This window comes from Gemella haemolysans (assembly GCF_012273215.1).
Lineage (GTDB): Bacteria > Bacillota > Bacilli > Staphylococcales > Gemellaceae > Gemella > Gemella haemolysans_A.
The window spans coordinates 324403-343236 of record NZ_CP050965.1; the positions used below are offsets into that span (position 1 = coordinate 324403).

Sequence of the window (18834 nt, forward strand, 5' to 3'; positions counted from 1 at the left end):
GTTATGTTACAAAAAATTCAGCGCTTTGGAGGCGCGATGTTAATGCCATCTATTTTATTCGCATTCTTCGGATTAGTAGTTGGATTAACTTCAATCTTAAAAAACCCTAACCTAGTAGGGAGCATCGCGGCAGAAGGTACTCTTTGGTACAACTTCTGGTTCGTAGTAGAGCAAGGAGGATGGACTATCTTTAACCAAATGCCAGTAGTATTCGCACTTGGTATTCCAATTGGTCTTGCTAAAAAAGCAAATGGTCGTGCAGCATTAGAAGCGTTCTTAATCTACATGGTTTATAACTACTTCATCAACGGATTCTTAACTCAATTCAAATTCTTTGGTGTAGATGTAACGCCTGCTCTTAAATTACCTACAGGTATTACAAGAATCGCTGGAGCAATTACTTTAGATACTTCAATCATCGGATCTATCGTTATTGCATCTATCTCAGTATGGATTCACAACAAATACTTCGACAAAAAACTTCCTGAATTATTAGGAATTTTCCAAGGGTCAACATTCGTAATCTTAGTAGGATTCTTAATCATGATTCCAGCTGCTTTCTTAACAGCTCTATTATGGCCAAAAGTTCAATTAGGAATTGCTGCTTTACAAGGATTCTTAAAAGTTTCTGGAGTTGCGGGAGTATTCACTTACACATTCCTAGAAAGAATTTTAATCCCAACAGGATTACACCACTTCATCTATGGACCATTCATGTTTGGACCAGCAGTAGTAGAAAATGGAATCACAGCTTACTGGGTACAACACATTCAAGAGTTCTCTCAAAGCTCAACTCCATTAAAAGAGTTATTCCCTCAAGGTGGATTCTCATTACACGGTAACTCAAAAGTATTTGGATTACCAGCAGCAGCTTTAGCTATGTATGTAACAGCTAAAGACAGCAAGAAAAAAGTTGTAGCAGGGTTATTAATCCCAGCAGCACTTACTGGTTTCTTAACAGGAATCACTGAACCAATCGAGTTCACATTCTTATTCGCAGCACCAATGTTATTTGCTACTCACGCAGTATTAGGTGCATTAATGTCAGCAACTATGTATCAATTTGGAGTTGTAGGTAACTTCGGAAGTGGATTAATCGACTTCTTAGCTCTTAACTGGTTACCAATGTTCAAAAACCACTCTTCACAAATGTTCGTTCAAATCGGAATTGGATTAGTATTCTCTGTAATCTACTTCTTAGTATTTAGATTCTTAATCCTTAAATTCCAATTAAGTACACCTGGACGTGAAGCTGAAGATGCTGAAACTAAACTTTACTCTAAACAAGAGTACCGTGAAAAAGGTAAAGAAGCAGCTAAACCAGAAGTTAAAGATGATGCAGCTACTCATGATGACCAAGCTCTTATCATTCTTGAAGGTTTAGGTGGTAAAGATAACATCGTAGACGTTACTAACTGTGTAACAAGATTACGTGTTAATGTTAAAGATGAAAGCCTAGTTAAAGATGATGCATTCTTAAAACGTTCTGGAGCTCTTGGAGTTTCTCGTAACGGTAAAGCTATTCAAGTAATCATCGGGTTCTCAGTAGGACAAGTTAGAGAAGCTTTCGAAAAAGAATTACACAAATAAGATAATTAATCAAAAGAAACTGATGTGAAGGTCAGTTTCTTTTTTTTGTTATAAAAGGATAGAATCGTAGATGGTAGTGTGTTATTAAATCTTACTTGGGTTCAAGAGAAGGATTATAGGTATTTGAGAGTATAATAAATGATAGATAGAACAGTATTGAAAAGGGGAATTATGTTAACTTATAGATATATAGTGAAATCAAAAAACACTTGGTAAACATTGTCTACCAAGTGTTTTTACTTTATATTAGAACGCTGGAGTAGCGTGTCCTTTTGGTTTAAGTTCTTTGTTGATATAATCTTTAATTTTTTCACTAGCTAATGCTTTTTTTACTGCTTGAACTTTAGCATCGTCTTTGTTATCTTCGCGAGCTACAAGTGAGATAGCGAATGTTAAGTCATCTGCTTTTTCAAGAGCAAGACCGTTTTTGTCAGGAGTTAATCCTAATTTAGAGATGTAAGTTGGGTAGTTAAATACTAAATCTTTTTCATTGTATGCTTCGTTAAGGTTTAGTAAGCTTACTTTAGTGAATTTAAGGTGTTTTGGATTATCTTTGATATCTGCTTCAGTTACTGTAAAGCTGTTTGGATCTTTAAGAGTAATAACTTTAGCGTGATCTAATAAACGTAAAGCGCGAGCTAGGTTAGTTGGATCTGAAGGAATAGCTACATCAGCACCGTCTTTAAGATCTTTAAGATCTTTAATAGTTTTTGAGTAGAATGCTACAGTAGCGTTGTAAATTGGTTGAACAGCTACAAGGTGAGCATTATTTTTTTGGTTAAATTGTTCCATAAATGGTTTGTGTTGGAAGAAGTTAGCATCAACTTCTTTATTGTTTAATGCAACGTTTGCTTGAACGTTATCAGAAACTTTAACGATTTCTAAGTTGTAACCGTCTTTTTTAAGATCTTCTTTGATCATTTCTAACATGTCTGTCATTGGAGAAGTGTGAGATGCTACTTTTACTGTAACAGGTTCTTTCTTCTCTTCTTTTTTAGTTTCAGTTTTGCTTGAACAAGCTGTTAAAACTAATAATAATGCTGTTAGACTAGCGATAAATGAAATTATTTTCTTCATTATATATCTCCTATTAAGTATATTTTTTTATTTAGAGGTAAGGTTGTTGATTGTATAATATAGATTTTGGATTAGTAATAATATATATTTATTAGAAAGCTGCAGTAGCTTTACCTTCATAATTTTTTTGTAAGAAGTCTTTAACTTTTTGACTAGTTAAAGCTTTTTTAACTGCTTGAATTTTAGCATCGTCTTTGTTATCTTCACGAGCAGCAAGTACACCAGCGTATGTAAAGTCAGCTTTGTCTTCCATTAGAAGTCCATCTTTCATTGGTGTAAGGTTTAATTTAGCAATGTAAGTTGGATAGTTGAAAACTAAATCTTTTTCCGCATATGCATCACTTAAGTTTAAAAGACCAACTTCTGTAAATTTAAGATGTTTTGGATTATCTTTAATGTCTTTTACAGTAACGTTATAGCTGTTAGGATCATTTAATGTAATTAATCCACCGTGAGCTAATAATCTTAATGCACGAGCCATGTTAGATGCATCAGATGGAATAGCTACATCAGCACCATCTTTAAGATCTTTAATGTTTTTGATAGTTTTTGAGTAGAATGCTGGGATAGAATTATAAACTTTCGCCACAGCAACTAAGTTAGTTTTATTTTTTTCGTTGTACTGTTTCATGAATGGTTCGTGTTGGAAGAAGTTAGCATCGATTTCTTTGTTTGCTAACGCAACGTTAGCTTGAACGTTATCAGATACTTTTACAATTTCAAGAGTGTATCCTTCTTTTTGTAAATCTTCTTTAACTAATTCTAACATGTCAGTAAATGGTGGGACATGAGCAGCAACTTTAATTGTTTTGTTTTCTTTTTTATCTTCTTTTTTATCGCTAGTTTTACTTGAACATGCTGTTAACACAAGCACAAGAGCTAAAAAACTAGCAACAATAGATAATACTTTCTTCATTAATCTATTTCTCCTTCTTGTTTGTAAAACGTTTAGCTAATCCATAACCTATAGATTGAATAATAAATACATATATAATAAATATTATTACTATTAAATACATTAGATCATAATTGTATTCTTGGTACCCATATCTAAAGGCAAATTCTCCAAGACCACCGGCTCCAATTACACCCATTACTGTTGTATAAGCTAATAAACTAATAGTAGTATAGGTGAATGATAAAATTAAGTTATCCATTGTGGCAGGTAATAAGAAATATCTAATAATTTGAATTTTTGTAGCTCCCATACTTATAGCTCTATCTACAATCTTTTTAGGAACGTTTATTAATGCTTGTTCAACAAATCGAGCATAAATACTTACACCGACAAGTGTAAGAGGCAAGATTGCTGCAATATTTCCAAATGATGTTTTAAATAGAAATCTATTTACAGGGATTAATATGAATACAAATATTAGAAATGGAACACTACGTAGGGCATTAAGAGAAATACTAAGTCCTTCATAAACTGCTCTATTTTTTAGTAAATAATCACGACTGAAAGCAAAAAGCATAATACCTAATGGCAGGGAAATGAAAAATACTGTTAACATTGAGTAAATCATCATATAGTTAGTTTCCCAAAATGCTTTCATAATACCATCATAATTGGCTTTAAATAAATCAATCATTTAATAAAAACTCCTTTACGTAGTTATAGTAATTACTATCGTAATCGTCTTTTGCATTTTTATTAGGTATGACAATATCTTTTATTGTAGAATCATCGATAACTACTACTCGATCACAAAAGTTCTTAAGTAATGATAAGCTGTGAGAAATCATAACTATTGAAATGTCAGTTGTTGTACGCAATTTATTTAATAGTGCAAATATTTCTTTTTCACTATTAGTGTCTAATGCTGAACTGATTTCATCGCAAAGTAGAACTTCTGGTTCTTGTAGCAGTGCCATAGCGATAGCAACTTTTTGTTGTTCTCCACCACTTAGGCTACCACAAAGACTATTTTTAAGTCTTGTAATATTCATGAATTCGAGAATATCATCTATTTTCTTTTTATCAACAGAAACCTTATTTAATTTGTACACTAAACTCAAATGATAATATACGCTTTTGTTATCAATAAGATTAGAGTGTTGGAATATGTAGGCTAGATTTTTTCTTGTATTTCTAAGGGTACTTGGATCCATATTTTTAATAGAAGAGTTTTTATAAAGAATATCTCCGCTATCATATGAAACAATACCGTTTATCATTTTAAGAATTGTACTTTTACCTGTACCATTTCTACCGATAATTCCAATAACTTCTTTTTTATTAATATCAAATGATATATTTTCTAGTTTGAAGTTAGCGTCTTTATATTGTTTTGATACGTTTTTTAATTGAACTATCATAATATACCTCCAAGGTAAACTATACCACTTTCGGAAAAGGATTTCAAGAGCTATGTTTAATTTTTTTGAAAAAAATGTTTATATTGTTCAGTGCTTGTTTGATAGTGTTTGTCCATCTGTTAACAAAAATCTTCAACTCTGTAATAATACAGTTTAATGTTGTAGATGTGATGGTAGAAACTAGGGGATTATTTTTATAATAGATAACCACTATCATAGCAATGTTTATAAGAAATACAGAGTTTTATTCTAGTGAAATTGTATTAGAATAATTTAATTATTGTATTTTTGAGTTCATTTTTTTATGTAGTAGTATTCAATAAAATAATAAAAATTAATAGAAGATATTTTCTAAAATTGTTCTTATATAATTCTTTATTTATTTACTCTAATCGTATATAATTAAAGTTGTGACTTAAGGAGGTAATCTATGAAGAAACTGACAATAGTAGATATAGCAAAAATGGCTGGAGTAGGTACTACTACTGTCTCTAGATATTTTAATGGTGGAAATTTAAAAAAAGAAACTCATGAGAGAATTAAAGAAATAGTTGATAAATACAATTATACGCCGAATACTTTTGCCAAGGCGTTAAAAAGTACGGATAGTAAAATTATTGGTGTGATAGTACCATGTTTACATTCTTTTGTAAGTGGAAATACTTTAAAATATCTAGATAAAGAATTAAAAGAAAATAATTATGAAACACTAATAATGAATGCTAATTTTGATGAAAACAAACAATTGGAATATATTAAGAAATTAGCGAGGATGAACGTTGATGGGATAATTTTATTACCAACAACGATGAGCAAAACGTATGAAGATACAATAAAATCTGTAGATGTTCCTGTTGTAATGCTAGGGCAAGAAGGGGAATATACTTATAGTGTTGAATATAATGATTTCAATGCTGCTAGAGATTTAACAAATTATGTTCTAGCTAGTGGACATAAGAAAATTGCTTACTTAGGGGTAAGTGAAGATGATATTGCTGTAGGTTACTATAGAAAATTAGGGGTAGTAAGAACTTTAGAAAAGTATGGTTTAAGTCCTAAAAATATACTTATCAGTAATTTTGGTATGGAAGAAGCATACGATGTTGTAAAAGAAAATATAGAACAGTTGAAGGCTGACAGTTGTTTGATTTGTGCTACTGACAATCTAGCTTATGGTGCTATGAAGGCTCTTGAAGAAGAAGGTTTAAGTGTTGGTGAAAATTATTCAGTTGCTGCGTTTGGGGATTACACTTCATCTGCTTTATTAAAATCCCCATTAACAACTATAAAATTTGATTTAAAAGATGCAGCGAAGCAAACAGTTAGCATGTTACTTAATGTTATAAAAAAAGAAGAGACAGCTATGAAACTATTAATTGGTTATGATTTGAAAACAAGAAATAGTGTAGTTGATTTAAATAAATATGGAGAATAAGAATGACGAATATAAAAGCGATTTTTTTTGATATTGATGGAACGATAAGAAGTTTTAAAACTAAAACTATTCCGGAAAACACTGCAAATACTTTAAGAAAGTTAAAAGAAAAAGGAATTAAAATTTTTATAGCAACAGGAAGAGCACCATTTCATACGACATTTTTAAATGATTTGTTAGATTTTAAATTTGATGGATATATTACAATAAATGGACAGTATTGTTATTTAGAATCTGGAGAAGTTTTAAATGATAAGATTTTATCAAAAGAGGATATAAAAAATGTCCTTCCTTATTTTAAGGAGAATAATATAGCTTGTGATTTTGCTTTATTAGATGGAGCTTTCATGAATCTGAAAAACTCAAGAGTTAAATGGTTGGAAGATGAATTGGGAGATCCAGAAAGATTTAAAGAAGATCCACTAGCTTACGATAAGGCTGTTAGTGAAAAAATATATCAACTTAATGTATTTGTCTCTGAAGAGGAAGAAGCGGGATTCTTAGCTTATATGCCTAATTCAAAAGCAGCACGTTGGACAACTCATTTTACAGATATAATTCCAAAAGATGGTGGAAAAAATACTGGAATTGATGCGATTATTTCTTATTTTGGTATTAAATTAGAAGAAACTATGGCTTTTGGTGATGGTGGAAATGATATAGATATGTTAAAACATGCAGGAATTGGTATCGCAATGGAAAATGCAGGTGATAATGTTAAAGAAATAGCTGATTACATTACAACTAGTGTAGATGATGATGGAATTACTCATGCTCTAAAGCATTTTAATGTATTATAAAATAAAATCTGGGAGTGATTCGACAAAATCGTAATTTCGAAGAAATTGATTTTGTCGAGTCACTCCCATAAAGTTTATTGGATATCGATAAATTACTGTGTATTTGAATTTTCATATACACTTTTTTTAATTTAGAGCTTTTGAGTAAGCTCATTTTTTTTAATCACTAAATTGCTTTAAAAATAAATCTACACATTCTTTTGGCATAATGACGGTAAGTTTGTCGTTTGCTTCTAAAATTGTACTTCCTTTTGGCACGATTTCACGACCAGAGCGCTCGATATGAGAAATAAGAGCACCTTTTGTCCAACCGATTTCACGAATTTCTTTTCCTATTAATGAACTATCGTTTGATATAGTAGTTAGAATTTCTACTTCCATTTCTAGTTCATCGTCTCCTAGTTTATTACTAGTTAAAATGCGGTCAAGTAAATATTCGTAAACAGGTTTCGTTCCAAGGATATTTGCTGTGATATATGCGAATAGACAACAAAGAGCGATGGGTAGGAAGTAATTTAGTTTTTGAGTCATTTCGAATAATAAAATTATTGAAGTAATTGGGCTTCGTACAATTGCAGTTAAGTAACCTGACATAGATAGTATTACAAATAATGCAGTGTATTTAGCGTCAAAAAAGTTACTGAATAATGTTCCAAGTACTGCACCTTGTATTAATATTGGTAAGAATATACCACCTGCGACTCCTGATGTAAATGAAACAAGTGAAAATAGAGTTTTTATGAAATATAAGGTTAATAAAAACATAAAGCTAAATTTATTTTCTATCAGAAATTCTACTAAACTATGACCACTACCAAGTACTATTGGATAAAAAATAAATAGTCCAAATGAGATTATAAATGCTACTTGAGGTCTAAATACTATATTAAGTTTGAAATATTCATAAATTTTGAAAAGTATTTTTATAGTAACATTATAAAATGTTCCAAATAAACCTAATAAGATTCCTAATAAAACAACCCAAGGATAAATGCTTACTTCAACATAGGGTATTTCAGGGAATTTAAAAATAGCGGTAAGTCCAAAAATATATTGCCCAACTATATTTGCAACTACAGCAGCACTGAAACAACAAATAACAATTTTTTTAGTTATTTGTTTGTGTACTTCTTCTATAGAAAATAAAACACCAGCAAGTGGAGCGCCAAAAGCAATGGATAGACCAGCACTAGCACCACAAGTAATAAGATACTTTTCTTTTACACTATCTTTTTTTAATATTCTAGATACTAGTTTACCACTCATTGCTCCTAGTTGAATAGAGGGACCTTCACGTCCAAGTGATAAACCACCGAGACTTGCCGTTAATCCACCAGTTATTTTATAAATTAGAACTCGTAATGGATTTGAATTTAATCTACCTGTAATTTCTGCAGAAACTTGAGGGATTCCACTTCCACTAGCCATCGGTTCACGTTTTAATAAAAAGCCAGAAAACAAGGCAAGTAAGATTAAAATTAGTAAAAGACCTATTTTATATATAAATCCAGTTTTAATAAAATCGGCTGTATAATGAACAAGTTTCTCACTATAACCGATAAGAAGTCTATAACTAGCACCGACAATACCTGCAGCTAAACCTACTAAAATTCCATCGATTAATAAAGATGATTCGATTTTTAAATTTTTATTCTCAATTTTACTAATTTTTGAAATTTTCATCCAGATCTCCTTTCGAAAATTTTGTCTATATCAACATTTTACTCCTAATTACAAAAAAAATCAAAAAAATATTTTATTAATACAATTTAATATTAAAAATACAAAATGTATGATAAAATATAATTATATGATGAAAGGAGTAAACATAATGAAAATATTCTTAATTATAGTAATTGTATTATTAATTATTGTATTTGGATTATATGCATTTTGGCTTAAATTGCTAAAAGGAAAACCAGGAAGAATTGCTGGAGCTGATGTTGAGAAGAAAACATTTGAAGAAGCTTTAGTAGTTGATGTTCGTTGGCGAAAAGAATATGCAAGAGGTCATGCTATAAATGCTGTGAATCTACCTATTAAACTTTTTAAAAATGGTAGTGATGTACTGGATGACTATAAGGATAAAGATATAATTTTATATTGTGTTGTTGATGTTACTTCGCGTGCTACTGAAAAATTGCTTAGAGAACGTGGTTTTACAAAACTTCACATTGGTGATGGTATAAAACAATATGATTATGGGAAAGCTATCTATAGTAATGCTTTATTATCAGAATTCAAATATCGTATCTCAGCAAGTAAAAATAAACAATTCTTAAATTTAGGTTCTGAAGTGTTAAGTGATGAAGAAATTAAAGTTTCACCTGATGAAGTAGATAGTGTATTAGATAGATTAGATAAATCTTCAGAGATTTTTGTTTATAGTGATAAACCTGAGTTAAGTAAAGCGGTATGTAAGAAACTTGGTTTAGATGGATATACAATTATCAATTTAGTTGAACCGTTTATTACTGCTAGTTATAGAAATGCGTTTTATAACAGAAATGATTATATCGAAAGTCAAGATGAAAAAGAAGCTGCGACTTGTAGCGCTTGAGGATAGAGATTTTAAAACGATAGGTTATCGTTTATAATATTTTCTGATCAAATTTGAGGGTAACTTGATAAAATAGATTTTTAATAAATCTTATTTTATGAGTTACTCTTTATTTTTTGTATTATTATATTTATTTAATACGTTTACTATAAAAAATATATAAATTAGGTTATAATAGAGATGATGGAAAATATGAAACAGAGGACAATAATTATGAGGATTTTACATGTGTTAGCTCAGCTTCCGATAAAAACAGGAAGTGGCGTATATTTTACTAATGTTATAAATGGATTAAAGGAATTTAACGTAGAACAAGCAGCCATCTATGCTACAACTCCAGAGTATAATTTTAACTTTATAGAAGAAAAATTTGAAGTTGAATTTCAAGGGGAAGATATTAGTTTTCCAATAGTTGGTATGAGTGATATTATGCCATATGATAATACACTGTACAAAAATATGACAGATGAAATGATGGCATCTTGGCAAGCTGCATTTCGTAAAAAGTTGATACAAGCTAGAGAAGAATTTAGACCAGATGTAGTAATTACACATCATTTATGGATTTTGAGTTCTATGGTTTGTGATGTTTTTAAAAATGAAAAAATTATAGGGGTATGTCACAATACGGATATAAGACAAGCTGAAAAAAATCCTGTAATGAAAGATAAATATGTAAAAAGTCTTGGGAAGCTAGATAAGATATTAGCATTAAGTAGTGGAGTTATAGATGGAATAGCTAATATTTATAACTATCCTGTAGAAAAAATTGTTAATATTGGTGCAGGGTATAATGAGAAGATTTTTTATCCTGCGGAAAAATATGATAAACATGATAATGTAAAAATTTTATATGCAGGAAAATTTGACGAATCAAAAGGTTTTTATGAATTAATTAAAGCTTTTAGATTGCTAGAGAAAAAAGATGATAATGTAGAATTAGAATTAATAGGGAATTTGAAAGATGAAGATAAGCTTAGAGTTGACTCTCTAGTGGGTGATTCTAAGAGAATAAGAATTTATAATGCTGTTGATCAAGTTCATCTGGGTGAAATTATGCGCCATAAAGATATATTTATACTACCTTCTTATTTTGAGGGACTGGGATTAATCGCAGTAGAAGCATTAGGAAGCGGTCTTAGAGTAGTCGCTACTGAGATAGAGGGGCTTATAGAATTTCTTGGAGAAAAAATAAATAATTCTGAGATAATTGAGTATGTAAAAATGCCAACTATTTATGATACAGATAAGGCTGTCGAAGAAGAAAAACCAGCTTTTGTAGAAAGACTAGTAGGGGCTTTAGAAGTTATGATAGAAAGAACAAGAAAAGAGCGAGAGATTCCAGCTTATTTACTAGAAGAAATTGAGCGACATTCTTGGAAGAAAAAGATAGAAACAATTTATAAATTGTTGTAAAATCAATATTTAGAAGATATATGTAGAAGTACAAAGAGAAATATATATAAAATAGTGATATATGAAGAATAGTATGGGGGCGACTCAAATATCGCTTTTTAAAAATGTGATTTTTGTTTCGTACCTCTTTATAATTTCTAGAATTAAAATTAGGAGAATTAAATGGATAAGATAATATTAATAGATGGAAATAGTTTAAGTTATCGTGCTTTTTATGCTATGCCAGCTTTAAAAAACAAAAAAGGGCTATATACTAATAGTGTTTATGGATTTACATTGATGTTAGAAAAAATATTGGCAGATACTAAACCAAAATATGCTTTAGTAGCTTTTGATAAAGGAAAACAAACTTTTAGACACCAAAGTTATGAAGCGTATAAAGGTACTAGAGACAAAACTCCTAGTGAATTAGTAGAGCAATTCGGTTATGTTAGAGAACTTCTGGATTCATATGGAATAAAGTATGAAGAACACTTTGATTATGAAGCGGATGATATTATCAGTAGTTACGCTAAAATTGCCGAAAAAGAAGGCTTGGAAGTTATAATAGTAACTGGAGATAAGGACTTAACTCAACTTGCTAGTGAGAATATAACTATTTATTATACTAAACGTGGTGTTACTGATATAGATTATTATACACCAGAATTTATTGCTGAAAAATACGGATTAACCCCAGAACAGATCGTTGACATGAAAGGCCTTATGGGAGATAAGAGCGATAATATCCCAGGGATTGCTGGAGTAGGTGAAAAAACTGCCATAAAATTATTAACCGAATATAAAACTGTAGAGAATGTATTAGAAAATATTGATAATATTAGTGGGAAAAAACTTAAAGAACGTCTAACAGAAGGTCGAGAAGATGCCCTGTTAAGTAAAAAATTAGCAACTATTTATACAGAAGTTCCAGTCGATAATAAGTTAGAAGATTTAACTTATAGTGAAAATATTGAACTTAAAAGAGAGTTGTTTGAAAAATTAGAGTTTGTTTCATTTTTAAGAAAATTATCACAAGAAACTTCTACTGAAGATGTAGATGTAGCTAATGAAGAAACAGTTACTCCTAAAAAAGAAATTAATATTATTTTAGCGGATAAAAATACGAAAATAGATTTTACCGATAGTGCTTTACACGTTGAGTGTTACACAGAGGACTATCATAATTCAGATGTAGTAGGAATAGTAGTATATAGAGAAGGAGATGCTTATATATTTAGTGAAGAACAATTTTTCACTAATGAATTTGTAGTAGAATATCTTCAAAGTGAATTTGTTAAAACAGTATATGACTTCAAAAAGATTTTATTTATAGCGAAGAGAAACGGTGTTAATATTAATGGAGAAGTTTTCGATGTAAAAATTGTATCTTATCTAATCGATGTGAATGCAAAAACTGAAATTGATAAAATCGTTTTTAACTATCTTGGGAAAATAATAAAGAGTGATGAAGAAATATATGGTAAGGGGGCAAAACGAACTTTACCATCACAAGATGTTATTAATCCTTATATAGCGGAAGTTGCAGAGAGTATTGCTTTGATGAAGCCATTGATGGAAGAAAAACTTGCTGAAGAGAATATGACGGATTTATATAAAGATATAGAGATTAAAGTTGCTAAAGTATTAGCTAATATGGAATTTGAAGGAATACATGTTAGTAAAAAAGCACTTGAAGAAATGAGTGCTGAGTTTGATGAAAGAATTAAAACTTTAGAATCTAGCATATATACTTTAGCAGGTTCTGAATTTAATATTGCCTCACCTAAACAGTTAGGTGTCGTGTTATTTGAGGATTTAGGACTACCACCGATTAAGAAAACAAAAACTGGATATTCTACAGCTGTAGAAGTGTTAGAACAACTTCAACATAGTCATGAAATTATTCCATTAATTATGGAGTACAGAACTATTACAAAATTAAACTCAACTTATGCAAAAGGGTTAGTTAAAGATATCACTCGTGAAGGGAAAATTCATACACGTTATGAGCAGACTCTAGCTCAAACAGGTCGTTTATCTTCAGTAAATCCTAATCTTCAAAATATTCCAACGAGAATTGAAGAAGGTAAAAAAATTAGAAAAGCATTTGTTCCAGCATCAGAAGATAGAGTAATATTATCTATTGACTATTCTCAGATAGAGCTTCGAGTATTAGCTCATATAGCGCAAGATAAAGGAATGATAGATGCATTTAAGCATGATGTAGATATTCATACTAAAACAGCTAGTGATGTTAATGGAGTGAGTCTTGATCAAGTAACATCTTCAATGAGACGAGAAGCTAAAGCAGTTAACTTCGGTATTGTTTATGGAATTTCTGACTTTGGTTTATCTAATAATTTAGGCATTACTAGAAAACGTGCAAAAGAATTTATCGATAAGTATTTAGAAACATTTAAAGGTGTTGATAAATATATGACTGATATCGTAGAGTTTGCGAAGGAACACGGTTATGTAGAAACTCTATTTAATAGAAGAAGAGCATTACCAGATATTAATGCTAAAAACAAGATTGTAGCTAATCTGAATGCGCGTATTGCCATGAATTCACCAATTCAAGGAACTGCTGCGGATATTATAAAAATAGCTATGGTTAATGTATTTGAATATTTAGAGAAAACAAAAGTAGATGCAAAATTATTATTACAAGTACATGATGAATTAATCTTCGATGTTAATAAAGATATAGAAGAAGATTTTACAAAAGAAATGATTAAAATTATGGAAGAAGCGGCTAATTTAGACGTTCAACTTAAAGCTGAAGCAAGTAGTGGAGCGTCATGGTATGATGCGAAATAGAGTGATAGACTATATTAATATACAGTAATCTTCTCCATATAGTTTTTTTGAAAAAAATTGTTATAAAAAGCTAGTGATAACGATAGACATATTGTTATCATTAGCTTTTTTTATGAGAAATTTACATTGGAAATTAAAAATATAAATAAGAAAAACGAAGAACAAAAACGTTTACAAAAGTATGTTGTATTTGATATAATTAACTAAGAAGATATTACATTAAAAGTGTAAAATAACAATTTAAGGAGATGTAGTAATTATGAATAACAATCCATTGGTTAACGCAAGAGAACAAATAAAAGGTGCTTGTGAAGTTTTAGGGTACAAAGAAGAAGTATATGAATCACTAAAAGATCCACAAAGATTTTTTGAAATATCTATTCCAGTTAGAATGGACAATGGTGAAGTAAAATACTTCAAAGGATTCCGTTCACAACATAATGATGCAATCGGACCTACAAAAGGTGGTTTAAGATTTCACCCACTTGTAACAGGTGATGAAGTTAAAGCATTGTCTATTTGGATGACGTTCAAATGTGCCGTTGCAAATCTGCCATATGGTGGAGGTAAAGGTGGTATTATCGTAGATCCAAAAGAATTGTCTAAAGGAGAACTGGAAAGACTTTCTAGAGGATATATTCGAGGAATTTACAAATATCTAGGTGAAAAACAAGATGTTCCAGCACCAGATGTAAATACAAATGGTCAAATAATGTCATGGATGATTGATGAATTTAATGTTTTAACTGGTGAGCAAGGAATTGGTACTTTAACAGGTAAACCATTAGAACTAGGTGGTTCATTAGGAAGAACGCAAGCAACTGGATATGGGGTGGCTCTTGCTGCGAAATTGGCATTAGAAAAATTAGGGAAATCTGCACAAGGAGCTAAGTTTGCTGTTCAAGGATTTGGTAATGTAGGTAGCTATACAGTAAAAACTGCTATAAACTTTGGAGCTAAAGTAGTTGCTGTAACTGAACGTGATGATGATGGAATTCAATATGCTGTATATCGTGAAGATGGTTTATCATATGCTGAACTTCAAGAATGTAAAGATAATAAAGTTAGATTCCATAAATTACCAAATACAAAACGTTTAACTTTAGATGAATTTTGGGCTTTAGATGTAGATGTTCTTTGTCCATGTGCTTTAGAAAATGCAATTGATGCTAAGGAAGCTGATTTAATTAAAGCGCCTATTATATCAGAAGGAGCTAATGGTCCTGCTACACTAGAAGGTGATAAAGTATTACGAGAAAAAGGTGTGGTTGTAATTCCTGATATTCTTGCAAATAGTGGTGGTGTTACTGTATCTTACTTTGAATGGGTACAAAACTTACAAGGTTACTACTGGACAGAAGAAGAAGTAGTAGAAAAACAAGCAAGAGTAATGACAAAAGCATTTAATGATATTTGGGAAGTGAAAGAAAGATTTGATATCCCAATGAGAAAAGCTGCTTATGTAAATTCTATTGAAAAAATTGTTAAAAACATGAAGTTAAAAGGTAGATTAAGCTAATCGTATTAAAAATAATGAATCGACGGAATTCTGTTTTCTGTCGATTCTTTTTTATTTATTTGAGAGTATTTCAAGTATATAATCATCAAATTGATGTTGGAATATTTTTTTATAATCTAAAAATTTATAATGCTGGATTTCAATATTTTTTAGTGATTCAATTAATTTTAATTGTGCAGAATGTGGAGTTTTAGGACTTAGATATGAAAGTCCATAGTGTACTTTTTGTGAGATGGGGCTACTAATATCAATTATATCAATTGAGTCTAGTGTTTTATATAGATAGTTTATTTTATCAGGAAAATCAATTTCAAAATTATATATTTTTCTAAAGATTGGATTTTTCTTATTTTGAATGTAAGTATTTTTTATATCACAGAGAGAACAATCAGAAATAAATAATTCCTTAATTGAATTGTAATAACTAGCACATACTAGGGAAATAGCGGCACCTTGTCCAACTCCAGTTGTATATATATCTTTATTCGGAAATAATAATTCAATTATTTGTAAAGTATCAAGAGCATCTTGAAACACCAGCTTATAATATGGAAACTCATAACTATTATCTAAAAATGGAAAATGAGAACAAGGAGTATTGTTTTCACTATTTCCAGCTTGGCCTCTAATATGTAAAGATACTAGAGTGTAGTCTAACATACTGTATTTAGTTAATGATAAGTAATCTTTATTTTTCACTTTAAATTCAGGAAAGTCGATAATTACTCCTTTGATATCGGTATTTGGAGTGACTATATCTAATTCAATATTAGAATTATCTATTCCTTTAAAATTAATTTTTTTATATTTAACAAATGGATGATTAACATGCAATAATTGTTCTATATAATTTAGTTTTCTATATTTCTCTAATTTCATTATATACTCCCATTATGTATTTAGTAAGAAGTTAACTACTTCATCATTGAAGCTTGGAATATTCTCGTGATAGTACTTTTTATAAACTATAACTTTTTTATTACTTTTTATATTATTAAAAATATTTTGTTGGGTTTCTTTAGGGCAATCAACGTCGAGATTAGAAATTCCGAATAATACATTACATTTCAAAAGTTTTGCAAAATTTATAGTATCGATGTAATAAAGATTGTTTAAAAAGTCTTTAGTATTGCTTCCTTTTGTGTTAAACCAGCGTGCATGATGAGTAAATTCTGTATAAGCATTATTTCTATTGTCGAGTTCATAAATAGCTTTGAAGTTTGAAAGGAAAGGATATAGACTTATACATTTTTTTACATTTTTATTTAAAGCAGCAAATATTATTGAAAATGCTCCACCTTGAGAAGCACCGTAGGTAACAATATTATTAGAATCAACTCCTTCGAAAGATGTAATAATTCTAGAAAGTAACAAAGTATCTAAAATGTTTTTGTAAAATATCATATTTTGAATACTCTCATCGATTCCTACTGTAAGGTGACCAAACACTGAAGGGGAGGAATTTCCATTATCTTTACTTAAACCGCCTTGATTTCTAAAATCTATAGCAACCACATCATACCCCAAAGAGGAGAAAGCAGATTTTTCTAACCAGTTTCTACTCGAAGCGGGATATCCGTGGAAATAAAATAGAATAGGGATGGGTCTATTTGGATATTTGGTTCTAAATTTAATGTTTTTTATGTATTTAGCGTAGATTTTTGAATTATCGTAGCTATTAAAAGTTAAGTTATAAAATTCTATATTTTTAAATTTCGAAAATTTGGTCTGCTCTATATTATAGTCGATGTGAATATTATTAATGTAGTTTATTTTTTTAGACCAAAAATTTTTAAAATTTATTTCGTTGCTCATAGTAATCTCCTATTTTAGCGTTTTCAATTACTTAATATAGTATCACTCGAAAGAGGAAATATCCACCAATAAGAATTATTAAAAAATTAGAAATAGAGATAGAACTTATAGGTAGTATAATAATTGAAAAAAAAGTTTATATGTAGTAAAATTATTTATTAATGATAAAAAATAAGGAAAGAGGATAAATTGAAACTATATGGATCTCAGTATCTTAATTAAAATATTAATAATTGTATTATTACTTGTTGCTTCGGCAATATTTGTAATGTTTGAATTTGCACTTGTTAAGCTTAGACCCACAAGGGTAAATGAATTAGTTGAATCTGGAAATAAAACAGCAAAAATTTTGGCGGTAATGGTTGAGCAATTGGATCATTATTTATCTGCTACGCAGCTAGGTATAACGATTGTTTCGTTAGGACTTGGTTGGATAGGGGAAGCAACATTCCACTCATTATTTAATCCTATATTCGAGTTATTACATCTAAATGAGGCGGTAACACATACGATATCGTTAGTAGTGTCATTTGGATTTATGACGTTATTACATGTGGTTTTAGGTGAATTGGTTCCTAAAACTATAGCAATTCAATCTGCAGAAACAACTTGTCTGAGAGTTGCTTGGCCGATGTATATGTTCGATAAAGTGATGCGTCCGTTAGTATGGCTACTCAATTCATTAGCGAATGTTATAGCAAAAATGTTTGGATATGAACCAGCATCTGAACACGATGATATTCACAGTGAACAAGAATTGAGGACAATAATGAAATCTTCAAGAGCACATGGTCAAATTAATGACGTAGAGTATCGTTATGTAGAGAGAGTATTCGAATTTGATAATAAAATTGCTAAGGAAATTATGACACCTAGAACAGAGGTTGAAGCAATAGATATGAGTGACTCTCTAGGAATTATCATGAGACAATTAAAACAAGAAGAATATACTAGATACCCGGTAATCGAAGATGGGGATAAAGATAAAATTCTTGGTATTTTAAATGTTAAAAAGCTATTATTTGCTGATAAACCGCTAGAGAACACTAAAGATTTAGAAGAGTATATTACACCAGCAATAAAAATATTCGAACATACACCGATTTCTCAAGTATTAGCAACAATTAAGCAAAACAGAGAGCATATGATTGTTATTACTGATGAATATGGTGGGACTAGTGGAGTAGTTACATTAGAGGATATAGTTGAAGAAATTACTGGTGAAATCCGAGATGAATTCGATGAAGATGAGCAAAGTTTAGTTAAAAAATTAAAAAATGGACATTATTTAATTGATGGTTGGGTACCAATCCAAGATGTCAATGCATTATTCCATGCTCACCTTCCGCATGAAGAAGTTGATACAATAGGGGCATATATTTATTTAGAAAAATATGAAGCGAAAGTTGGAGCTGTGTATTCTATTGATAAATTAACTTTTGTTGTGAGAAAAGTAGAAGAAAATCAAATACGAACTTTAGAAGTTTGGAAAGAAAAATAA

15 protein-coding genes are annotated in these 18834 nt (G+C 30.2%); 8 read left to right on the forward strand and 7 right to left on the reverse strand.

Features of this window, described 5'->3' with window-relative positions:
* Positions 1–3: 3 nt before the first annotated feature.
* Positions 4–1590 (forward strand): alpha-glucoside-specific PTS transporter subunit IIBC, encoded by a 1587-nt coding sequence (locus tag FOC48_RS01535; protein WP_003146667.1) that lies wholly within the window; start codon positions 4–6, stop codon positions 1588–1590.
* A 246-nt stretch (positions 1591–1836) separates the two neighbouring features.
* Here the strand turns inward: FOC48_RS01535 and FOC48_RS01540 are convergent, their stop codons facing one another.
* From FOC48_RS01540 to FOC48_RS01555, 4 genes are all read right to left on the reverse strand, one after another.
* Positions 1837–2667, reverse strand: coding sequence for a MetQ/NlpA family ABC transporter substrate-binding protein (locus FOC48_RS01540; protein ID WP_003146665.1), 831 nt, complete (start codon positions 2665–2667; stop codon positions 1837–1839).
* Positions 2668–2758: 91 nt separating this feature from the next.
* A complete protein-coding gene (locus FOC48_RS01545; protein ID WP_003146664.1) occupies positions 2759–3583 on the reverse strand; it encodes a MetQ/NlpA family ABC transporter substrate-binding protein in 825 nt (274 codons plus the stop codon).
* 4 nt (positions 3584–3587) lie between these two features.
* Positions 3588–4259, reverse strand: coding sequence for a methionine ABC transporter permease (locus tag FOC48_RS01550; RefSeq protein WP_003146663.1), 672 nt, complete (start codon positions 4257–4259; stop codon positions 3588–3590).
* On the reverse strand, positions 4252–4986 hold the full coding sequence (locus tag FOC48_RS01555) for an ATP-binding cassette domain-containing protein (RefSeq protein ID WP_003146662.1): 735 nt from the start codon (positions 4984–4986) through the stop codon (positions 4252–4254). The genes FOC48_RS01550 and FOC48_RS01555 overlap by 8 nt, the downstream gene beginning before the upstream one ends.
* A gap of 430 nt (positions 4987–5416) precedes the next feature.
* Between FOC48_RS01555 and FOC48_RS01560 the strand changes: the two genes are divergently transcribed.
* The gene (locus tag FOC48_RS01560) at positions 5417–6421 is read left to right on the forward strand and encodes a LacI family DNA-binding transcriptional regulator (protein ID WP_003146661.1); all 1005 of its coding nucleotides are present in this window, start codon (positions 5417–5419) and stop codon (positions 6419–6421) included.
* 2 nt (positions 6422–6423) lie between these two features.
* Entirely contained in the window at positions 6424–7221 is a 798-nt protein-coding gene (locus FOC48_RS01565; RefSeq protein WP_003146660.1) for a Cof-type HAD-IIB family hydrolase, read from the forward strand.
* Between the two features lie 159 nt (positions 7222–7380).
* Here the strand turns inward: FOC48_RS01565 and FOC48_RS01570 are convergent, their stop codons facing one another.
* Positions 7381–8904 carry a ClC family H(+)/Cl(-) exchange transporter gene (locus tag FOC48_RS01570; RefSeq protein ID WP_003146659.1) on the reverse strand — a complete coding sequence of 508 codons (1524 nt, stop codon included), beginning with the start codon at positions 8902–8904 and terminating at the stop codon, positions 7381–7383.
* Between the two features lie 148 nt (positions 8905–9052).
* On the opposite strand from FOC48_RS01570, the gene FOC48_RS01575 reads away from it, so the two are divergent.
* The 4 genes from FOC48_RS01575 to FOC48_RS01590 all read left to right on the forward strand — a co-directional run bounded on the left by FOC48_RS01575 (position 9053) and on the right by FOC48_RS01590 (position 15518).
* The gene (locus FOC48_RS01575) at positions 9053–9781 is read left to right on the forward strand and encodes a rhodanese-like domain-containing protein (RefSeq protein ID WP_003146658.1); all 729 of its coding nucleotides are present in this window, start codon (positions 9053–9055) and stop codon (positions 9779–9781) included.
* Between the two features lie 213 nt (positions 9782–9994).
* A complete protein-coding gene (locus tag FOC48_RS01580; protein WP_003146657.1) occupies positions 9995–11197 on the forward strand; it encodes a glycosyltransferase in 1203 nt (400 codons plus the stop codon).
* A gap of 162 nt (positions 11198–11359) precedes the next feature.
* Entirely contained in the window at positions 11360–13999 is a 2640-nt protein-coding gene (gene polA / locus FOC48_RS01585; RefSeq protein ID WP_003146656.1) for a DNA polymerase I, read from the forward strand.
* 259 nt (positions 14000–14258) lie between these two features.
* Positions 14259–15518 carry a Glu/Leu/Phe/Val family dehydrogenase gene (locus tag FOC48_RS01590; RefSeq protein WP_003146655.1) on the forward strand — a complete coding sequence of 420 codons (1260 nt, stop codon included), beginning with the start codon at positions 14259–14261 and terminating at the stop codon, positions 15516–15518.
* 51 nt (positions 15519–15569) lie between these two features.
* Here the strand turns inward: FOC48_RS01590 and FOC48_RS01595 are convergent, their stop codons facing one another.
* Together FOC48_RS01595 and FOC48_RS01600 are read right to left on the reverse strand one after the other, a co-directional pair.
* Positions 15570–16397 (reverse strand): acetylxylan esterase, encoded by an 828-nt coding sequence (locus tag FOC48_RS01595; RefSeq protein ID WP_003146654.1) that lies wholly within the window; start codon positions 16395–16397, stop codon positions 15570–15572.
* Between the two features lie 12 nt (positions 16398–16409).
* On the reverse strand, positions 16410–17333 hold the full coding sequence (locus tag FOC48_RS01600; RefSeq protein ID WP_003146653.1) for an alpha/beta fold hydrolase: 924 nt from the start codon (positions 17331–17333) through the stop codon (positions 16410–16412).
* Positions 17334–17532: 199 nt separating this feature from the next.
* Here FOC48_RS01600 and FOC48_RS01605 point away from each other — a divergent pair, with 199 nt between their 5' ends.
* Positions 17533–18834, forward strand: coding sequence for a hemolysin family protein (locus FOC48_RS01605; protein WP_003146652.1), 1302 nt, complete (start codon positions 17533–17535; stop codon positions 18832–18834).

What these genes read in the sequence shown, in the direction of transcription:
- FOC48_RS01535 (WP_003146667.1), top strand. Translation starts at nt 4, where the DNA reads ATGTTACAAAAAATTCAGCGCTTTGGAGGCGCGATGTTAATGCCATCT.
- FOC48_RS01540 (WP_003146665.1), bottom strand. Translation starts at nt 2,667, where the DNA reads ATGAAGAAAATAATTTCATTTATCGCTAGTCTAACAGCATTATTATTA.
- FOC48_RS01545 (WP_003146664.1), bottom strand. Translation starts at nt 3,583, where the DNA reads ATGAAGAAAGTATTATCTATTGTTGCTAGTTTTTTAGCTCTTGTGCTT.
- FOC48_RS01550 (WP_003146663.1), bottom strand. Translation starts at nt 4,259, where the DNA reads ATGATTGATTTATTTAAAGCCAATTATGATGGTATTATGAAAGCATTT.
- FOC48_RS01555 (WP_003146662.1), bottom strand. Translation starts at nt 4,986, where the DNA reads ATGATAGTTCAATTAAAAAACGTATCAAAACAATATAAAGACGCTAAC.
- FOC48_RS01560 (WP_003146661.1), top strand. Translation starts at nt 5,417, where the DNA reads ATGAAGAAACTGACAATAGTAGATATAGCAAAAATGGCTGGAGTAGGT.
- FOC48_RS01565 (WP_003146660.1), top strand. Translation starts at nt 6,424, where the DNA reads ATGACGAATATAAAAGCGATTTTTTTTGATATTGATGGAACGATAAGA.
- FOC48_RS01570 (WP_003146659.1), bottom strand. Translation starts at nt 8,904, where the DNA reads ATGAAAATTTCAAAAATTAGTAAAATTGAGAATAAAAATTTAAAAATC.
- FOC48_RS01575 (WP_003146658.1), top strand. Translation starts at nt 9,053, where the DNA reads ATGAAAATATTCTTAATTATAGTAATTGTATTATTAATTATTGTATTT.
- FOC48_RS01580 (WP_003146657.1), top strand. Translation starts at nt 9,995, where the DNA reads ATGAGGATTTTACATGTGTTAGCTCAGCTTCCGATAAAAACAGGAAGT.
- polA (WP_003146656.1), top strand. Translation starts at nt 11,360, where the DNA reads ATGGATAAGATAATATTAATAGATGGAAATAGTTTAAGTTATCGTGCT.
- FOC48_RS01590 (WP_003146655.1), top strand. Translation starts at nt 14,259, where the DNA reads ATGAATAACAATCCATTGGTTAACGCAAGAGAACAAATAAAAGGTGCT.
- FOC48_RS01595 (WP_003146654.1), bottom strand. Translation starts at nt 16,397, where the DNA reads ATGAAATTAGAGAAATATAGAAAACTAAATTATATAGAACAATTATTG.
- FOC48_RS01600 (WP_003146653.1), bottom strand. Translation starts at nt 17,333, where the DNA reads ATGAGCAACGAAATAAATTTTAAAAATTTTTGGTCTAAAAAAATAAAC.
- FOC48_RS01605 (WP_003146652.1), top strand. Translation starts at nt 17,533, where the DNA reads ATGGATCTCAGTATCTTAATTAAAATATTAATAATTGTATTATTACTT.